Here is an 18,608-nt window from a genome sequence, read left to right on the forward strand (position 1 = left end):
TCCGGGTGCCGGTAGCACGTGGTCGGGGGCGCCGGCTGCGGCTGGCCGGGGCCGGCGCCCCCGTCGTCGGGGCTGGTGGTCAGCTGCGCTGCACCTCGACCGACTGCAGGACGACGTCCTCCACCGGCCGGTCCCCGCGGGCGGTGCGCACCTTGGCGATGCGGTCCACGACGTCGCGGCTGGCCTGGTCGGCCACCTCGCCGAAGATCGTGTGCTTGCCGGTCAGCCAGGTGGTGGGGGCGACGGTGATGAAGAACTGCGAACCGTTGGTGCCGGGGCCGGCGTTGGCCATCGCGAGCAGGTACGGCTTGGTGAAGGCCAGCTCGGGGTGGATCTCGTCGCCGAACTGGTACCCGGGGCCGCCGATGCCCTGACCCAGCGGGTCGCCGCCCTGGATCATGAAGCCGTCGATGATCCGGTGGAAGACCGTGCCGTCGTAGAGGCGGTCGGTGGTCTTCTCCCGGGTCTGCGGGTGGGTCCACTCCCGGCGGCCCTCGGCCAGGTCGGCGAAGTTCGCCACGGTCTTGGGCGCGTGGTCGGGGAACAGGTCGACGGTGATGTCGCCGTGGTTGGTGTGCAGCACGGCACGGCGTGCGGGAGTCGCTTCGGTCACGACGTCCACTCTCCCACTGGTCGGCTCCCCGCGAGGCACGGGGAGCCGACCGTGGCCCCTGGCAGGGTCCCGCCGCGAGGCGGCGAGGAGCGGGGGCGAGGGGCGCCTACATGCGGCGGACCTCGGCGACGTCGAGGTTGCGGAAGGACGCCTCCCCCTCGGTGATCTCCTGCATCCGCTTCGAGATCTCCGAGGTCACCGGGTGCTCGGAGTTCCGCATCGCGGACGCGTGGTCGGGGAAGGCGACGATCTCGACGTAGGTGTCGGCACGGTCGTGGTCGGCCGTGACGGCGATCCAGCGGGCGGTCGTCTCCCGCCCCATCCGCTCCTGCCACTCGTCGCCCATCCGGCGGAAGCCCTCGAGGTCGCGGGTGCGGAACTCGATCAGCTGGACGAAGGCACCCTGCTCCAGCTGCAGGGCCTGCTCGTCCCCCATCGCGGCACGCAACTGGTCCCGCAGCTGCGGGCTGTCGGTGTGGCCGTGCGCGGAGACCGCGTGCTGGACGGCCAGTTCGAGGACGTCGTCCTCCTCACCGGAGACGAAGACGGTGCAGTTGCTCTCGCTCGGCATCAACCGGCAGTCGATCGACTTCCGAGCCATGACTCCTCCTCAGGGCCGAGCCCTGGCCCGACCGGCCGGTGGGCCACGGGCGGCGCCGACAGTGGCCCTGAGGACGGCGACCGTCCAGGGGCCGAGGTCCCTGGACGTCTGCTCGTGCCGAGGCGTCGCTCCCCGGTCACATCCTCCAGTCGCGGTCCGTCAGTGCTGTGACGGCGCCGCCCGCGGCGATGTGACAGGCAGCAGAGGAGAACCGCCGTGAATGCTCGAACGCAGATCCCCGCCCCGCTCGAGGGGGTCGGCAGCGTCCGCTACCTGGTCGACGACGTCGACACCGCCGTCGCCTTCTACGCCGGCCAGCTCGGCTTCGCCCTGCGAGCCGACGCCCGGCCGGCCTTCGCCGAGCTGGTGCGCGGCCCGCTGCGGCTACTCCTCAGCGGCCCGGCCAGCACGGCTGGGCGGCCCATGCCCGACGGCCGCACGCCCGTGCCGGGCGGCTGGAACCGCATGCACCTCGTCGTCGACGACCTCGACGCCGAGGTGAGCCGGCTGCGCGCCGCCAGTGTCACCTTCCGCAACGACGTCGTCAGCGGCCCCGGGGGGCGACAGGTCCTCATCGAGGACCCCTGCGGCAACCCCGTCGAGCTCTTCCAACCCGCCGGCGCCTGACCGCGCCCCAGTCGATACCGAGAGGAAAGCCATGCCCCCCGACCTCCGCAGCACTGTCCTGCTGCGCAGCGAGGACAGCAGTGGCCAGGTGTCCGTGGTGGAGAACATCGTCCCGGCGCGCAGCGCGGGACCTCCGCTGCACAGGCACGACTTCGACGAAGCCTTCTACATACTGGAAGGCGAGCTCGTCTTCCGCGTCGGCGACGCGCTCCTCGCCCGCACTGGGGGACAGCTGGCCTTCGCCCCGCGCGGTTCCGCGCACGCGCTCGTCAACCGCCGCGATGCCCCGGCGCGGTACCTGCTCGTGTGCACCCCCGCTGGCTTCGAGCGCCAGTTCGCCCGAATGGCCGCGCAGGCGCACGGCACCGAGCCGCCACCCTGGGCGCTGCAGCCGATCCCCGAGGTCGTGCTGCTCGGCCCATCCATCCTTCGGGAGGTTCTCGACCGCGTGGAGTGACGTGCCCGGGCGCGATCCGTCGGTGGAGGGCCGGAGCTGGGACGGGTGCCAGGGATCAGTCCTCGAGAAGCACCACGTCGAGCGCGTCGAGGACGAGGGGGTCGAAGACGACGTCCACGGCGGTGATCCGGCCGCCGGAAACGACGAACTCCAGCGCCCCGCGCAGCCGTCCACCGAGCAGGAACACCGCCCCGGGAGCTCCGTCGAGCAGCGCTGCTCGTGTGGCTCGCGCCTTGCCCAGGAAGGCGCGGGCGATCGCCTGGTCGCCGCTGAGCCGCTGCAGCCCACGGAGATCGGGAACGGCGGCATCTGCGCGCAGCACGACATCCGGGTCCAGCACGGCCAGTAGCCCCGCGAAGTCGCCCCCGCGTGCGGCGGCCAAGAACGCCCGCACCACCTCCTGGCGGCGCCGGGCGTCCGAAGGGTCGGCGGTGCCCGCCGGCACACCCTGCACCCGGCGCCGAGCGCGGCTTGCCAGTTGTCGTGCCGCGGCCGGAGTGCGGTCGAGGACGGCCGCGACCTCGTCGAAGGGGACGGCGAACAGGTCGTGCAGCACGAAGGCGAGCCGCTCCGGCGGCGTCAGGGTGTCCAGCACGACGAGCAGTGCCAGGCCGACAGAGTCGGCCAGCTCCGCCTCGTGCTCCGGCTCGGGCCCGCCCTCGAGGTTCGGCGCGTGCAGGTCCAGTGGCTCCTCGCGGCGAGCCCTCCGGCGGCGCAGCACGTCCAGGCACACCCGGCCGACGACCGTGGTCAACCACCCACCGAGGTTGGCCACGTCGGCGGACCCGTGGCGCTGCAGGCGCAGCCACGCCTCCTGCACGGCGTCGTCGGCCTCCTCCGCCGAGCCGAGCACCCGGTGCGCGACCGCCCGCAGGTGCGCGCGATGCGCCTGGAACTGCTCGGCCAGCGGCTGCGCTCCTGCCGCTCCCTCGTCCATCGGTCACATCCTCCCGTCGACGCCCGTCACTGCAGTGACGGCGCCGACCACGGCGACGTGACGAGCAGCAGAGGAGAAGCACCATGTCCGTCACTCACCTGATCGCCTCAGCGATGTCTGCCACGCTCGCACTCCTGGGGTCTGCCGCGCCGGCAGCCGCGCACGTCGTGGTCCAGTCGACCGGCGCTGGCGCCGGCGCCGGCGCCTTCACCCCTGGGCGTTCCTGGTCCGTGGTGGCCGTGTTGCTGGGGCTGACCGGCGCGATCGTCGGAGGGCTGGCCCTGGTCCGTTCCCCTGGTCGTCCCGGCACCCGCAGCGGGAGGGGCGGCGTGGTGGCCCTGGTGACGGGGCTGGCCGGGGCGGGCGTCGGCGGACTGGTCGTGGCCGCCGCCGACGGAGGCCCTGGCACTGGCTCCGGGATCGTCGGAGGCCTCCTGGCCCTGGCGGTCGGGCTCACCGCCGCCGTCCTCGGCGGACTGGTCCTCACCCGGTCCCGCCGCGCTGCCGCATCGGCTGACCGGCTGACCACTCGCCAGCAGTGAGGAGCAACACGTCGGGTCTGAGTGAGGACCATCTCCCGGCTGGGCGGCGCGACCGGCTCGGCTCGTTCGTCCCACTCCTGAGCCCGTTCCACAGAGGGAACCTCGTGCGGCGCCTCGCGGTCAGGCCGCCATGCGTAGTCGGGTTGTCCCGCAGGGATCGGACCTGCGGGACAACCCGACTCTCGCCGGCGGCTGAGCTCACCCGCTCGTGCTCGCGCTGATGGCTGCAGCCCGTTGAGGGTTCGTCTGGCCGCGGGCGCGGTCCCCGTTCCAGGGCGCGGTGAACGGTGGAGCGGCCACACCGAACAGGTCGACCAGTCCGGCGGTGCTGTGTTCGCCCTGCCGGTAGAGCGCTACGCGTGCGCCTCCTGGCGGCAGGCCGAAGCCGACGCTCCGGTGCGCCGGGTCACCGGCGACGGCCGCTCGCCTTGGCCGCCGCTTCCCTCGCTCTGGCAGTTGCGAACGCTGCGCGGACACCCGTCGCGATCTAGATCAGTAGGGCTGCCTCTTGTCGGGGCAGTGCGGGGAACCCGGGCTCACGCCGCACGAGCTGCGGCATACCGCCGCCTCGTTGGCGATCAAGGCCGGCGCCGACGTCAAGGCGGTGCAGCGGATGCTCGGGCACGCCTCGGCGGCCATGACCCTGGACCGCTACGCCGACCTGGACGACGTCGCCGACCGGCTGGACACGCTGCGGGCCGCAACCCACGGACGGGTTGCGGACTCTCTGCGGACTGACAGCCCGCTGGAGGGCTCGCCTGAGCCTCCGACGGAGGTGAGACCACAGGTGAGGAGTGGAGACGAGGGGAATCGAACCCCTAACCCCCGCCTTGCAAAGGCGGTGCTCTGCCAATTGAGCTACGTCCCCGGGTGTCCGGGGGGAGAACCCCCGGCGGGTCAGCGGGTGGGCGTGCTCACCGACCGGGAGCCGCGGGTGGCCTCGGCCCAGAGGTCGGCCTCGGCCCGGCCGGCCGAGCGCTTGCGGACCAGGGCGAGCGCCCCGGCCGCGGCGGCGGCCAGCGCCAGCTTCTTCAGCACGCGGTGTACCTCCTCGAGGGGGGTTCCCGCCTCCGGGAGGGAGGGGGCGGAGCGGCCCCGGACGGGGCGTTTCCGACGGCACCTGGGGCGCCGGCACACGGGTGGGCCTGGGAGGACTTGAACCTCCGGCCTCATCCTTATCAGGGATGCGCTCTAACCGCCTGAGCTACAGGCCCGTGAACCTCGAACAGCTTACCTGGCCTGCCCGAGGCGATCGCAGGGGGGTGCGGAGGACGGGGTCCTCCCTCAGTCCCGCTCCGAGAGGGTGACCTCCAGACCGCCGACGAGGTCCGAGCACATGTTGTAGATGAACGCCGCGACGGTGCACAGCGCGGTCATCAGCACGATGTTGATCGCACCGATGACCGCGGCGCCGCCGAAGACGATGCCCGGGGTGATGACCTCGCTGCCGCCCTCGCCGCCGGAGGCGGTGCCGAGCTGGCCGAACAGGTCGTTGAGGGTCTCGAAGACGCCGAGGCCGGAGAGGACGCCGTAGAGGACGCCGACGGCCACCATCCAGATGAAGAACATCGCGATGGACAGCACCAGCGAGATCTTCAGCGCCGACCAGGTGTCGACGTGCCGCAACTGGAGGCGGGCGCGCCGCGGGCCGCGGGCGGCCTTCTGCTTGCCGGCGCCCTTGGCGGCGGGGGTGACCGCGGGCTGACCCGCCGACGGGGAGCTGTCCGGTACGGGGACGACCGCGGTGCCCTGGGCCGCCGGCGCGGAGGTCGCCGCGGAGGCGCCTGCACCGCTCGACAGCGGCTCGGCCGCGACCGGCGCCGTCCCGTCGTCGGTCTCCGCGGCCTGTGCCCGCTGGGTGCCCGTGTCGGGGATGGCCTGGGTCGCCGTGACCGGCGCCGTCCCGTCGGCCTGCCGATCGGTCGCCGTCCCCTTCGCCGCGGAGGTGTCCCCGGGCCGGGACCCGGTGCGCACCGAACCCTGCGTCCGGTCGCTCATGCGAGTCTCCCGTCCCCCAGCGGCCCGCGCCGCTCTCTCGTGCCCGGGTGGCCCGGCACGCCGCCGGGGGCGCCCGGGCGCCGTTCAGACCAGTGGTGGTGGTGCCGGACGGGGCGCGGCGCCCGTTCCCGGGGGCCCGGGCGCCGCGCCTCCTCCGACATCGCTGCCCAGACTAGGCGGAGGGCTCGTCGTTGTCCGTCGTACGCGCGATCGCCACGATCGAGACGTCTTCGGGCAAGTTCATGAGCTTGACACCCATGGTGGCGCGGTCCTTGTTGTGCCGGACCCCGTTGACCGGCGTGCGGATGACGCCACCGCCGGAGGTGATCGCGTACAGCTCGTCGCCGAGCCGCACCGCGAGGGCACCGACCAGCGACCCCTTGCGGGCCTTGGGGTCGGCGGTCAGGACGCCCTTGCCGCCGCGGCCCTGGTTCGGGTAGTTCTCGATCCCGGTCCGCTTGGCGAACCCCCGCTCGGTGGCGACGAGGACGTCGACGCCCTCCTCGACCACGATCATCGACAGCAGGGCGTCGTCGTCGGCGAGGGAGATGCCGCGGACCCCCTCGGTGGCGCGCCCCATGGGCCGCAGCGCGGCGTCGTCGGCCTTGAACCGGATCGACATCGCCTTGCGGGTGACCAGCAGCAGGTCCTGCTCGGGGTCGATCAGCGCGGCGCCGACCAGCTCGTCGTTGTCGCGCAGGTTGATCGCGATGACGCCGCCGCTGCGCGGGGAGTCGAAGTCGGTCAGCCGGGTCTTCTTCACCTGGCCGCGCGCGGTGGCCAGCACCAGGTACGGGGCCACCCCGTAGTCCTTGATCTGCATGACCTGGGCGATCCGCTCGTCCGGCTGGAAGGCCAGGATGTTGGCCACGTGCGCGCCGCGCGCGGTGCGGTTGGCCTCGGGCAGCTCGTAGGCCTTGGCCCGGTAGACCCGGCCCTTGTTGGTGAAGAACAGGATCCAGTCGTGGGTGGAGCCCACGAAGAAGTGGTCGACGATGTCGTCCTGCTTCAGCGCCGCACCCATGACGCCCTTGCCGCCGCGGCGCTGCGACCGGTAGAGGTCGCTCTTGGTCCGCTTGGCGTAGCCGGTGCGGGTGATGGTGACGACGACCTCCTCCTCCGCGATGAGGTCCTCCATGGAGACGTCGCCGTCGTTGGGCACGAACTTCGTGCGCCGGTCGTCGCCGTACTTCTCCACGATCTCGGTGAGCTCGTCGCGGATGATCTGCCGCTGCCGCTCCGGCGAGGCGAGGATCGCCTGCAGGTCGGCGATGCGGGCCTCGATCTCGGCCAGCTCGTCCATGATCCGCTGGCGCTCGAGGGCGGCCAGCCGGCGCAGCTGCAGGTCGAGGATCGCCGTCGCCTGGATCTCGTCGACGTCGAGCAGCTCCATGAGGCCGGTCCGGGCGGTGTCGGCCGAGGGGCTGTTGCGGATGAGCGCGATGACCGCGTCGAGCTGGTCGAGGGCCTTGGCGTAGCCGCGCAGGATGTGCGCGCGCTCCTCGGCCTTGCGCAGCCGGTAGCGGGTGCGCCGCTGGATGACGTCGACCTGGTGGGTGACCCACAGCCGGACCAGCTCGTCGAGCCGCAGCGTCCGCGGGACGCCGTCGACGATCGAGAGCATGTTGCAGCCGAACGACGTCTGCAGCTGGGTGTGCTTGTAGAGGTTGTTCAGCACGACCTTGGCCACGGCGTCGCGGCGCAGGGTGATCACCAGGCGGCGGCCGACGCGGTCGCTGGACTCGTCGGCGATCTCGCTGATGCCCTGGAGCCGGCCGTCCTTGACCGCCTCGGCGATCGCCTCGGCCAGGTTGTCGGGGTTGACCTGGTAGGGCAGCTCGGTGACGACGAGCTGGACCCGGCCCTTGGCGTCCTCCTCGACGGTGACCACCGCGCGCATGCGGACCGAGCCGCGGCCGGTGCGGTAGGCCTCCTCGATGCCCTCGCGGCCGACGATCAGGCCGTGGGTCGGGAAGTCGGGGCCCTTGATCCGCTCCATGCACGCGGTGAGGGCCTCCTCGTGCTCGGCGTCCGGGTGCTCGAGCATCCAGAACACCGCGTCGGCGACCTCGCGGAGGTTGTGCGGCGGCATGTTGGTGGCCATGCCGACGGCGATGCCGGCCGAGCCGTTGATCAGCAGGTTGGGGACGCGCGACGGCAGGACCAGCGGCTCCTGGTTGCGCCCGTCGTAGTTGGCCTGGAAGTCGACGGTCTCCTCGTCGATCCCGGCCATCATCTCCATGGCCAGCGGGGTCAGCCGGGCCTCGGTGTAGCGCATGGCCGCGGCCGGGTCGTTGCCCGGGGAGCCGAAGTTGCCCTGGCCGTCGATGAGCGGGTAGCGCATCGACCACGGCTGGGCCAGCCGCACGAGGGCGTCGTAGATCGCCGAGTCGCCGTGCGGGTGGTAGTTACCCATGACCTCGCCGACGACGCGGGCGCACTTGACGTACCCGCGGTCGGGGCGGAAGCCCTGGTCGTACATGGCGAACAGCACGCGCCGGTGCACGGGCTTGAGGCCGTCACGGACCTCGGGGAGCGCGCGGCCGACGATGACCGACATCGCGTAGTCGATGTAGCTGCGCTGCATCTCCTGCTGGAGGTCGACCGGTTCGACGCGGTCGCGGGCAGGGGTCTCGGTCACGGTTCAGATCTCCACAGTTCGGTGCTCACTCGGAGGACGCCCTGGTCGGCCCCCGTGCAGGGGCCCGCCGCGAGCTCGCGAGCGGTGGGGGCACGGGGGTCCTTCTAGACGTCGAGAAAGCGGACGTCCTTGGCGTTGCGGGTGATGAAGCTGCGGCGGGCCTCGACGTCCTCGCCCATGAGCACGCTGAACAGCTCGTCGGCGGTGGCGGCGTCCTCGAGGGTGACCTGCAGCAGGATGCGGGTCTCCGGGTCCATGGTGGTCTCCCACAGCTCGGTGGCGTTCATCTCGCCGAGCCCCTTGAACCGCTGGATCATCTCGTCGCGGACCTTGCGGCCCTCCTGCTTGCCGGCCTCGACCAGCGCGTCGCGCTCGCGGTCGGAGTAGGCGTAGTCGTCGCCGTGCTTGCCGCCCCACTTGATCTTGTAGAGCGGCGGCTGCGCCAGGTACACGTGACCGGCCTCGACCAGCGGCCGCATGAAGCGGAACAGCAGGGTCAGCAGCAGGGTGCGGATGTGCTGGCCGTCGACGTCGGCGTCGGCCATCAGCACGATCTTGTGGTACCGCAGCTTCGACAGGTCGAACTCGTCGTGGATGCCGGTGCCGAACGCGGTGATCATCGACTGGACCTCGTTGTTCTTGAGGACCCGGTCGATGCGCGCCTTCTCGACGTTGATGATCTTGCCGCGGATGGGCAGGATGGCCTGGAACATCGAGTCGCGGCCGGACTTGGCCGAACCGCCGGCGGAGTCACCCTCGACGATGTAGATCTCGGAGTTGCGCGGGTCGGTCGAGCGGCAGTCGGCCAGCTTGCCGGGCAGCGAGTTGTTGCTCAGCAGGTTCTTGCGGGCCAGCTTGCGCGCGTCCTGCGCCGCGCGGCGGGCACGGGCGGCGGACGAGGCCTTGTTGATGATCGTCTTGGCCTCGGTCGGGTTGGCCTCGAACCAGTGCGCGATCTGCTCGTTGCACACCCGCTGCACGAAGCCCTTGACCTCGGTGTTGCCGAGCTTGGTCTTCGTCTGGCCCTCGAACTGCGGGTCGCCGATCTTCACCGAGACGATCGCGGCCAGGCCCTCGCGGATGTCCTCGCCGGTGAGCTTCTCGTCCTTGGGCTTGAAGAGCTTCTTCTCCTCGGCGTACCGGTTGACGATCGAGGTGAGCGCCGTGCGGAAGCCCTCCTCGTGGGTGCCGCCCTCGTGCGTGTTGATCGTGTTGGCGAACGAGTAGACCGACTCGGAGTACGCGTCGGACCACTGCATCGCGACGTCCACGCTCATCCGCATGTCGTTCTTGCCGACGCCCTCGGCGCCGAAGCTGATGATCGAGCGGTGGATCGCCGTCTTCTTGGCGTTGATGTGCTTGACGTAGTCCTCGAGGCCGCCGTCGTACCGGTAGGTGATCTCGGTGGCCTCGAACGCCTCGGCCTCGGCGCCGGGCTCCGGCGCGGCCTCGGCGAGGGTGACCTCCTCGGCCATGCCGGTCTCGACCTTGCCCTGCCCGGGCCGCTCGTCGCGCAGCACGATGGTCAGGCCCTTGTTGAGGAAGGCCATCTCCTGCAGCCGCCGGCTGATCGTGTCGAACGAGTAGGTCGTCGTCTCGAAGATGGAGCCGTCGGCCCAGAACGTCGTGGTGGTGCCGGTCCCGTCGGTGGGGCCCACCTTCTCCAGCGGGCCGGGCTTGGCCATGTCGTAGTGCTGGAACCACTCGAAGCCGTCCCGCTTGATGCGGACGTCGAGCTTCGTGGACAGCGCGTTGACGACGGTGACGCCGACGCCGTGCAGGCCGCCGGAGACCGCGTAGCTCTTGCCGTCGAACTTGCCGCCGGCGTGCAGCACGGTGAGGACGACCTCGACCGTGGGGCGCTTCTCGACCGGGTGCATGTCGACCGGGATGCCACGGCCGTTGTCCTCGACCCGGACCCCGCCGTCGGCGAGCAGGGTGACCTTCACGGTGTCGCAGTGGCCGGCGAGGGCCTCGTCGACCGAGTTGTCGACGACCTCCCACACCATGTGGTGCAGACCCCGCTCACCGGTCGACCCGATGTACATACCGGGACGCTTGCGGACGGCCTCAAGACCCTCGAGGACGGTGATGGAGCTGCCGGAGTACGCGTTGTCAGTCTGAGGTCGAGCGACCACGTGGGGCCCTTCTGTCGCGCAACCGGCGCACGGCTCCCCCGCGAGCGGCGGGGGGCAGGACGGCGTAGAGAGGCGCTGAGCCGGTTGCTGGCGGTTCCTGCCTCCCAGGATACCGGGTCCTACGACAGGAATGCCGCCGTCCACGCCCTGAGGAGGGATCTGCGCCACTCCCGACTCGTCAGCCACCCCCGATGGTGGACCCCGGGTCGACACGCCGTCCCGAGGCCGCTGGGTGGCCCCGTTGCAGGGCCCCGCCACGAGCGTGCGAGTGGTGGGGGCAGGGGGGTCCTCGATCAGTTGACCGGGCCACCCTTGGTGAACCGGTCGGGGTCCAGCGGCGGGACGGCGGGCCCGGTCCGCCGGTTGACGAGCACCGTCACGCCCCACAGCACGACGCCGATGGCCAGCAGGATGCCCGCGATCCGGTACTGCTCGGGAGGCCGGCCGGCCCACGGCGTGGCGAGGAAACCGCAGGCCAGGGCGCCGATGACGGGCAGCACGGTGGGGGTGCGGAAGTGGTCGGCGTCCACCTTGTCCCGGCGCAGCACCAGGACGGCGACGTTGACGACGGTGAAGACGACGAGCAGCAGCAGCGCCGTCGTCCCGCCGAGGGCCGGCACCGCGCCGACGAAGGTGATCAGGCCGAAGGCCAGCGCGGTGGTGAACAGGATCGCGGTGGTGGGCGTGCGCCGCCGCGGGTGCACCCGGCCCAGCAGCGGCGGCAGCACGTGCTGGCGGCTCATCCCGTACACCAGCCGGCTGGCCATGAGCATGTTGATCAGCGCGGAGTTGGCGACGGCGAACATGGTGATGACGCCGAAGATCCCGATCGGGAAGCCGGGCGCGCCGGCCTGCACCACCTGCAGCAGCGGGGTGTCGCCCTCGCTGAGGTCAGCGGCCGGCACCAGCGCGATGGCCGAGATGGACACCAGGACGTAGATCAGGCCGGTCAGGCACAGCCCCGCCAGCAGCACCTTCGGGAAGATCCGGCGCGGCTCCTTGCACTCCTCGGCCATGTTCACCGAGTCCTCGAACCCGACCATGGCGAAGAAGGCCAGCCCGGTCGCGGCGATGACTCCACCGAGCACGGACCGTTCCCCGGTGTCGAACTCGGTGACCCGGGAGAAGTCGCCCTCCCCCAGCCCCAGCGCCCACACGCCGACCCCGATGACGATCAGCAGGCCGGACAGCTCGACGCAGGTGAGGACCACGTTGGCCTTGACGCTCTCGCCGACCCCCCGGTGGTTGACCAGGGCGACCAGCGCCATGAAGCCCAGGCCGATCAGGGTGATCCCGATGCCGTCCTCGATGCCGAGGCCGAACACGCTGGCCGCGTTGGCGCTGAACGCCCGCGCGGCCGTGGACGCCGACGTGATGCCGGAGCTCATCACCGCGAAGGCGATGAGGAACGTGACGAAGTGGATGCCGAACGCCTTGTGCGTGTACAGCGCCGCGCCCGCGGCCTGCGGGTACTTCGTCACCAGCTCCAGGTAGCTGAACGCGGTGACCAGCGCGACCAGGAACGCGACGAGGAACGGCAGCCACACGACCCCGCCCACCTGCGCGGCGACCTGGCCGGTCAGCGCGTAGATCCCGGTGCCCAGGATGTCGCCGACGATGAACAGCAGCAGCAGCCCGGGGCCCATGACCCGCTTGAGGGTGGGCTGACCGTCCTCGGTCCGTTCCGGTGCCTCGGTCGCGTCGGCCATGCGGGCCTCCTGCTCAGCTCGTGCCGGGTCACTGTCGTGTCCGACCGCCGTTGGCCAGGCTCAGCCGATGGTGGACCCCGGCCCGGTCGCGCGCGACCCGAGCAGCGCCGGTCCGGACGCCGGACACTGGGGCATGGCCGACCCCGCCGCCCCCAGGACCTGTCTCGTCACCGGTGCCACCGGCTACATCGGGGGCCGGCTGGTCCCCGAACTGCTTGCGGCCGGCCACCGGGTGCGCGTGATGACCCGCTCGCCGGAGCGGCTGCGCGACCACCCGTGGGCCGGGCAGGTGGAGATCGCCCGGGCCGACGCCGGGGACGCCGCGGCGGTCGCCGCCGCCTGCGCCGGCGTCGACGTCGTCTACTACCTGGTCCACGCGCTGGGCACCGGCCCGGCGTTCGAGGAGACCGACCGGCGGACCGCCCGCGTGATGGCCCGGGCCGTGCGCGAGGCCGGGGTCGGCCGGCTGGTCTACCTCGGCGGCCTCGAGCCGCGCAACGAGGAGCTCTCCCCGCACCTGCGCTCCCGCGCCGAGGTCGCGGAGATCCTGCTGGCCTCCGGCGTCCCGACCGTCGTGCTGCGGGCGGCCGTCGTCCTCGGCTCGGGATCGGCGTCGTTCGAGATGCTCCGGTACCTGACCGAGCGGCTGCCGGTCATGGTGACGCCGCGGTGGGTGCACAGCCGCATCCAGCCGATCGCCATCCGCGACGTGCTGCGGTACCTGGTCGGCTGCGCGACGCTGCCGCCCGACGTCCACCGCTGCTTCGACATCGGCGGCCCCGACGTCATGGACTACGCGCAGATGATGCAGCGCTTCGCGGTCGTGGCCGGCCTGCCCCGGCGGCGGATCCTGCCGGTGCCGCTGTTCACGCCGTCCCTGTCCAGCCACTGGGTCGGGCTGGTCACGCCGGTGCCGGCCGGGATCGCCCGCCCGCTGGTGGAGTCGCTGCGCAACACCGTCGTCTGCGGCGAGCACGACATCGCCCGCTACCTGCCCGACCCGCCGGAGGGGCTGCTGGGGTTCGACGACGCGGTGCGGCTGGCGATCCAGCGCACCCGCGACTCCGCCGTCGCCACCCGGTGGGCCTCGGCGTCGGTGCCGGGGGCGCCGTCCGACCCGCTGCCCACCGACCCGGACTGGGCCGGCGGCAGCCTCTACGTCGACGAGCGGACCCGCGAGACCGACGCCGCGCCGGCCGCCCTGTGGCGGGTGGTCGAGGGCATCGGCGGGGAGACCGGCTGGTACTCCTTCCCGCTGGCCTGGGAGGTGCGCGGCTGGCTGGACCGCGCGGTCGGCGGGGTGGGGCTGCGGCGCGGCCGCCGGTCGCCGGAGGACCTCTACGTCGGTGACGCCCTGGACTTCTGGCGGGTCGAGGAGCTCGACGAGGGCCGGCTGCTGCGGCTGCGCGCGGAGATGCGGGTGCCGGGGCTGGCCTGGCTGGAGTTCCACGTGGAACAGGAGGGCGGCCGCACCCGGCTGCGCCAGAAGGCGACGTTCCGGCCGCACGGGCTGTTCGGCCACCTCTACTGGTGGGCGCTGGTCCCGTTCCACGGGTTCGTCTTCGGGGGGATGGTGCGCAACATCTGCCGTGCGGCGGAGGAGGGCACCGCCGCCGCCGTGGGAGAGCGCAGCGCCCGGGCGGTGTGAGAGAGGACCCCTCTGCCCCCACCCCTCGCAGGCTCGCGGCGGGGCCCTGCAGAGGGGCCGGAGAGGGTCTCCCGACCGGTCCACGGGCTCAACGGCGCCGGGGACGACACCTGGCCGCGGGGTGGTCCGGAGGACCACAGATCACACGAGCAACTGGGCGGCGGCGAGCTCGCGGTAGAGGGGGCTGGTCTCCACCAGCTCCTGGTGCGTGCCGCGGGCCACCACCCGGCCCCCGTCGAGCACCACGATCTGGTCGCTGTCGAGCACGGTCGACAGCCGGTGGGCGACCACCAGCAGCGCCCGGTCGGCGGCGGCCGCGGCCAGCGTGGTGCGCAGCAGCTGCTCGTTGCGGGCGTCGAGACTGGCGGTCGGCTCGTCGAGCAGCAGCAGGGCGGGGCGGGCGAGCAGCGAGCGGGCGATCGCCAGCCGCTGACGCTCACCGCCGGACAGCAGCACACCCTCGTCCCCGACCGGCACGTCCAGCCCGCGCGGCGAGCGCTGCACCACGTCGGTCAGCCCGACGTCGGCGAGCACCGCCCACAACTCCGGGTCGGTGGCGCCGGGCGCGGTCAGCAGCAGGTTGTCGCGCACCGACCCGGCCAGCACCGGCGCCTCCTGCTCGACGTAGCCCAGCCGCGCCCGCAGCCCGGCGCGCGGCAGGTCGCGGACGTCGGTGCCGGCCCACCGGATCGACCCGCCGGTCAGCGGGTAGAAGCCCTCGACCAGGGCCAGCACCGTGGACTTGCCCGCCCCCGACGGCCCGACGAGCGCGACCCGCGAGCCGGCGGGCACGGCCAGCGACACCCCGTGCAGCACCTGGGTGCCGTCGGGATAGCTGAAGGTCACGTCGTCGAGCTCGAGCAGCGGGACGTCGGTCCGCGGCGGGGACGCCGGGACGGCGACGGTCGCGCCGCCGCGCTCGGACCGGTCGTCCACCTCCGGCGGGAGGGCGAGCACCTCCTGGATCCGGGCGAGCGCGCCGAGCCCCATCTGGATCTGGTTCCAGGCGCCGATCGCCCGGCCCAGCGGCATGACCAGCAGGAACAGGTACAGGATGAACGCGACCAGGTCGGCGACGGCGATCGAGCCGGTGGCGACCCGGTACCCGCCCAGGCCGAGGACGGCGAGGAACGCGCCCTGGACGGCGATGGCCCCGGCCGGGGAGACCAGCGCCTCCAGCCGCGCCACCCGCACCCCGGCCGCGTAGGCCCGGCCCGCGCTGGCGCCGACGACCTCGACCTCTCGCGCGGTGGCGCCGCTGGCGCGGATGGTCCGGACCGCCGTCAGCGCCCGCTCCACGGCGGCGGTCATCGCGCCGACCTCCTCCTGCGCCCGCTGCGACAGCTTCCGCACCCGGCGGGACACCGAGACGACGACCGCGACGCCGAGGGCGACGGAGAACACCGTGACCAGCAGCAGCCAGCCGTCGACGACCGCCATCGCCACCAGGGCGCCCACCCCGACGACGACCGATCCTGCGATGTCGACCACGCCGGAGGTCACCGTGGCCCGCAGCAGCGTGGTGTCCGCGCCCACCCGCGACATCAGGTCGCCGGTCCGCCGCCGGTCGTACTCCGCGACCGGCAGCCGCAGCAGCCGGTCGGCCAGCGTCCGGCGGGTGGAGAGCACCACGCCCTCCCCGGTGCGCTGCAGCAGGAACTGCTGGGCCGCGCTCAGCGCCGAGGCCGCGGCCAGCACGGCGACCAGCAGCAGCACCGGCGGCAGCAGCGCCCGCCCGGCACCGACGGCGTCGATGACGGCGGCGACCAGCGCGGGCTGGGCCAGCGCCCCGGCCGCGGCGACCAGGGAGAGCGCCGCCGCCCCCAGCAGCGGCCCGCGGTGGGGGCGCAGCAGCGGGAGCAGCTCGCGCAGGCCGGCCGCCGGCGCCGGCGGACCGGCCGGCTCGGTCACGGGACGACGGCGAGGGCGCCGACGATCGCCGTGAGCAGCCGGGCGTGGTGCTCGATGAGCTCGGGACGGTGGCCGTCGGGCCGGATGGCGGCGACGAAACCGGCCGCGGTCCAGAACTCGTCCCCGTCGTCGGTGCCGAGCAGCAGGCCGCGCACGGTCGCGTCCTCGACCAGCCGCCGGGTCGCCGGACCGTCGTCGGCAGCCAGCAGCACCCACCGGGTGTCGAACTCCGGGTCGCCGCTGGGCACCTGGACCAGCCCGCCGGTGCGGTGCTTCCAGAACCGGGCGGGCGAGAGCCGCAGCGGCGGGACGGCGGCCAGCACCGGCGCGGCGGTGATCGCGTACTCGGGGACGACGGTGCGACCGGACGCGTAGAGCACGTCGAAGGCGACCAGCTCCAGGGAGCCGTACCGCCCGCGCATGACCCCGGCCGGCCGGTGGTCCTTCGTGGCGCGGACCGGCGCGGTGCGCACCAGCTCGGCGAGGACGGCGTCCTCGGGCGCGGTGCCGTCGGAGATCGCCCAGCCGTGCTGGAGCGCCCAGCCCTGGGCGCCGACCGGGTCGCCCTGGTAGGCGAAGACCCGCTCGACCTCGCCCGGGGTGCGGGGACGCCGCCCGCCGAAGAGCCCGCCGCGCGCCGGCGGCGCCTCGGCCGGGGGCGCCCCGACCGGCGGCTGCCAGCCCGCGGGGGGCTCCCACTCCGGCCGCTCCGGCGCCGGTTCCCCGGACGGCCGGTCCGCCGACGGCTGCGGGCGCTCGGGGTGGGCCGCGGGCAGGTCCCAGCCGGGGGGCTGCCACGGCGTGGGCTCGTCGCGCGGCGGCTGCGGGTCGGAGGGGTCGCCCCCGCCCAGGTGCGAGGGCTCGCGCCAGCCGCTGCCCTCCTCGCGGCGGTCGTCGAAGCCGTCGCGGTCGCGGTCACGGGGGCTGGTCATCGCTGCATCGTCCTCCCGGAGCGGCCCGGCCGTGGGCGGTGCTCCTATCCGTACGTGTCCCGGGGCCCCCGCCCGCGGACCGACCGCGGACCCTTCTTCCAGCTGGGGGCCGTCGGTCCCACAACGCGCAGGCGGGTCACGACGTCCCCGCCGACCGAGGCGCGCAGCTTGCCGAGGATCGTCGGCGCCAGCAGCCGCAGCTGGGTGGCCCAGGCCGTCGACTCGGCGACGACCAGCAGCTCCCCCTCGGTGAGGGTCTGCGGGGTGCAGTGCGCGGCGATCTCCGGCCCGACCAGCGCCGACCAGCGGCCGAACACCGCGCCGACCTTGGTGTGCTCGGTCCAGTCCTGCGACTGCACCAGCGAGTCGACCAGCCGGCCCAGCGGCTGCGGGTCGTCGTCCCCGGGCCTCGGGCCGGTCCAGCTGCGGCGCGGGCCGGCGATCCGCCGCCGGGTGGGCCGGGGGCGCGCCGCGGAGGCCGCCCGGGCCGCCTCCAGCGCCGCCCGCGCGATGTCGCTGGGCCGGCCGGGGCGTTCGCCGTCCGACATCACCGCGCCCCCTCCTCGAGCACCGCGCCGTCCACGGCCCCATCCTCGGCACCCGGCGGCGTCAGCGGAACCGCCTGCCCGCCGGCGACCTGCACCACGGTGCGGCGCAGCTCCGGCGGGACGTCGTCGAGGACGGCCGCGGTGATCAGCGTCTGCTCCGCGGACCGGGCCACGGTCGCCAGCGCCGCGCGCCGGTCGGCGTCCAGGGTGGCGAAGACGTCGTCGAGCACCAGGATCGGCTCGTCGCCGTCGGCCCGGAGCAGCTCGAAGCAGCCCAGCTTGAGCGCGAGCGCCAGCGACCAGGACTCCCCGTGGCTGGCGAAGCCCTTGGCCGGCAGCGCCCCGAGGGAGATGACCAGGTCGTCGCGGTGCGGCCCGACCAGCGTCATCCCCCGGTCGACCTCCTCGGCGCGGCGCTCGGCGACCCGCTCGCGCAGCGCCGTGCTCAGCTCCGCGATGTCGGGCAGCCGGGAGTCGGGCGCGAGCGGCGTCCCGTCGCCGGCCAGCGGCACCGTGCTGGTGTAGCCGAGGGCGGCGACGGCGGCGTCGGCTCCGGCCACGCCGGCGTACGCGCGGGCGACGTGCGGGGCGAGGTCGGCGACCAGCCGGAGCCGGGCTGCGAGCAGTTGGCCGCCGAGGTCGATGAGGTGGCCGTCCCAGACGTCGAGCGTGGCCAGCGCACCACCGCGGGCCAGCCGGGCGGTCTTGAGCAGTGCGTTGCGCTGCCTGAGCACCCGGTCGTAGTCGCTGCGCACGCCGGCCAGCCGTGGCGTGCGGCTGACCAGCAGGTCGTCGAGGAACCGCCGCCGCTCGGCCGGGTCGCCGCGGACCAGGACGAGGTCCTCGGGCGCGAAGAGCACGCTCTTCACCAGGCCGAGCAGTTCCCGCGGGCGGGGCAGCGGCGCCCGGTTGACCCGCACCCGGTTGGACCGGCCGGGGTTGATCTCGATCTCGACGAGCAGCTCCCGGTCCTCGCGGCGCAGCGCCGCGCGGACCACCGCCTGGGCCGCGCCCTGCCGCACCAACGCGGCGTCGCCGGTGACCCGGTGGCTGCTCATCGTGGCGAGGTACCCGACCGCCTCGACCAGGTTGGTCTTGCCCTCCCCGTTGCGGCCGACGAAGACCGTCGGGCCGGGCCGCAGGGCCAGGTCCACCCGCTCCCAGTTGCGGAACGAGCCGAGCTGCAGGTGCCGGACGTACACCCGTCAGACCCCCGAGGGGGGGGGGGGGGGGGGGGGGGGGGGGGGGGGGGGGGGGGGGGGGGGGGGGGGGGGGGGGGGGGGGGGGGGGGGGGGGGGGCCGGGGG

Annotated in this window: 16 protein-coding genes and 2 tRNA genes; 4 read left to right on the plus strand and 14 right to left on the minus strand. The window is 73.5% G+C overall.

All coding sequences use genetic code 11. From position 1 onward, the window contains the following. Nucleotides 1–79: 79 nt before the first annotated feature. Together ACI79D_RS08820 and ACI79D_RS08825 are read right to left on the minus strand one after the other, a co-directional pair. Nucleotides 80–613 carry a peptidylprolyl isomerase gene (locus tag ACI79D_RS08820; RefSeq protein WP_456917993.1) on the minus strand — a complete coding sequence of 178 codons (534 nt, stop codon included), beginning with the start codon at nucleotides 611–613 and terminating at the stop codon, nucleotides 80–82. 106 nt (nucleotides 614–719) lie between these two features. Continuing rightward, entirely contained in the window at nucleotides 720–1,214 is a 495-nt protein-coding gene (locus tag ACI79D_RS08825) for a DUF1059 domain-containing protein (protein WP_456917994.1), read from the minus strand. A gap of 216 nt (nucleotides 1,215–1,430) precedes the next feature. On the opposite strand from ACI79D_RS08825, the gene ACI79D_RS08830 reads away from it, so the two are divergent. Next, nucleotides 1,431–1,841, plus strand: coding sequence for a VOC family protein (locus ACI79D_RS08830; protein ID WP_456917995.1), 411 nt, complete (start codon nucleotides 1,431–1,433; stop codon nucleotides 1,839–1,841). A 31-nt stretch (nucleotides 1,842–1,872) separates the two neighbouring features. Then, complete coding sequence (locus ACI79D_RS08835; protein ID WP_456917996.1) at nucleotides 1,873–2,298, plus strand: cupin domain-containing protein; 426 nt, start codon at nucleotides 1,873–1,875, stop codon at nucleotides 2,296–2,298. Between the two features lie 55 nt (nucleotides 2,299–2,353). On the opposite strand, the gene ACI79D_RS08840 is transcribed toward ACI79D_RS08835, so the two are convergent. After that, complete coding sequence (locus tag ACI79D_RS08840; protein WP_456917997.1) at nucleotides 2,354–3,235, minus strand: sigma-70 family RNA polymerase sigma factor; 882 nt, start codon at nucleotides 3,233–3,235, stop codon at nucleotides 2,354–2,356. A gap of 113 nt (nucleotides 3,236–3,348) precedes the next feature. On the opposite strand from ACI79D_RS08840, the gene ACI79D_RS08845 reads away from it, so the two are divergent. Further along, entirely contained in the window at nucleotides 3,349–3,777 is a 429-nt protein-coding gene (locus tag ACI79D_RS08845; protein ID WP_456918009.1) for a DUF6223 family protein, read from the plus strand. Between the two features lie 795 nt (nucleotides 3,778–4,572). Here ACI79D_RS08845 and ACI79D_RS08850 read toward each other — a convergent pair. The 7 genes from ACI79D_RS08850 to ACI79D_RS08880 form a co-directional block, all read right to left on the minus strand. After that, nucleotides 4,573–4,645: transfer RNA gene (locus ACI79D_RS08850), tRNA-Ala, on the minus strand. A gap of 29 nt (nucleotides 4,646–4,674) precedes the next feature. Further along, nucleotides 4,675–4,815 (minus strand): DLW-39 family protein, encoded by a 141-nt coding sequence (locus ACI79D_RS08855; RefSeq protein ID WP_456917998.1) that lies wholly within the window; start codon nucleotides 4,813–4,815, stop codon nucleotides 4,675–4,677. A gap of 102 nt (nucleotides 4,816–4,917) precedes the next feature. After that, nucleotides 4,918–4,991 (minus strand) — tRNA-Ile (locus ACI79D_RS08860). Nucleotides 4,992–5,061: 70 nt separating this feature from the next. Then, the gene (locus tag ACI79D_RS08865; RefSeq protein ID WP_456917999.1) at nucleotides 5,062–5,775 is read right to left on the minus strand and encodes a DUF3566 domain-containing protein; all 714 of its coding nucleotides are present in this window, start codon (nucleotides 5,773–5,775) and stop codon (nucleotides 5,062–5,064) included. A gap of 172 nt (nucleotides 5,776–5,947) precedes the next feature. Further along, nucleotides 5,948–8,416 (minus strand): DNA gyrase subunit A, encoded by a 2,469-nt coding sequence (gene gyrA / locus ACI79D_RS08870; protein WP_456918000.1) that lies wholly within the window; start codon nucleotides 8,414–8,416, stop codon nucleotides 5,948–5,950. Between the two features lie 104 nt (nucleotides 8,417–8,520). Then, nucleotides 8,521–10,554, minus strand: coding sequence for a DNA topoisomerase (ATP-hydrolyzing) subunit B (gene gyrB / locus ACI79D_RS08875; protein WP_456918001.1), 2,034 nt, complete (start codon nucleotides 10,552–10,554; stop codon nucleotides 8,521–8,523). Nucleotides 10,555–10,847: 293 nt separating this feature from the next. Further along, on the minus strand, nucleotides 10,848–12,263 hold the full coding sequence (locus tag ACI79D_RS08880) for an APC family permease (protein WP_456918002.1): 1,416 nt from the start codon (nucleotides 12,261–12,263) through the stop codon (nucleotides 10,848–10,850). Between the two features lie 67 nt (nucleotides 12,264–12,330). Between ACI79D_RS08880 and ACI79D_RS08885 the strand changes: the two genes are divergently transcribed. Next, nucleotides 12,331–13,911, plus strand: a complete 1,581-nt coding sequence (locus ACI79D_RS08885; protein ID WP_456918003.1) for an SDR family oxidoreductase — start codon at nucleotides 12,331–12,333, stop codon at nucleotides 13,909–13,911. Between the two features lie 141 nt (nucleotides 13,912–14,052). On the opposite strand, the gene ACI79D_RS08890 is transcribed toward ACI79D_RS08885, so the two are convergent. The 4 genes from ACI79D_RS08890 to recF are packed head-to-tail and all read right to left on the minus strand — an operon-like array spanning nucleotide 14,053 to nucleotide 18,504. Next, nucleotides 14,053–15,822 carry an ABC transporter ATP-binding protein gene (locus tag ACI79D_RS08890; protein ID WP_456918004.1) on the minus strand — a complete coding sequence of 590 codons (1,770 nt, stop codon included), beginning with the start codon at nucleotides 15,820–15,822 and terminating at the stop codon, nucleotides 14,053–14,055. Further along, on the minus strand, nucleotides 15,819–16,754 hold the full coding sequence (locus tag ACI79D_RS08895) for a hypothetical protein (RefSeq protein ID WP_456918005.1): 936 nt from the start codon (nucleotides 16,752–16,754) through the stop codon (nucleotides 15,819–15,821). The genes ACI79D_RS08890 and ACI79D_RS08895 overlap by 4 nt, the downstream gene beginning before the upstream one ends. Nucleotides 16,755–16,798: 44 nt before the next feature. Next, nucleotides 16,799–17,302 (minus strand): DUF721 domain-containing protein, encoded by a 504-nt coding sequence (locus ACI79D_RS08900; protein WP_456918006.1) that lies wholly within the window; start codon nucleotides 17,300–17,302, stop codon nucleotides 16,799–16,801. Next, entirely contained in the window at nucleotides 17,302–18,504 is a 1,203-nt protein-coding gene (gene recF, locus ACI79D_RS08905) for a DNA replication/repair protein RecF (RefSeq protein WP_456918007.1), read from the minus strand. The genes ACI79D_RS08900 and recF overlap by 1 nt, the downstream gene beginning before the upstream one ends. Nucleotides 18,505–18,608 lie beyond the last annotated feature (104 nt).

The sequence above is a fragment of the Geodermatophilus sp. SYSU D00708 genome (genome assembly GCF_054050115.1).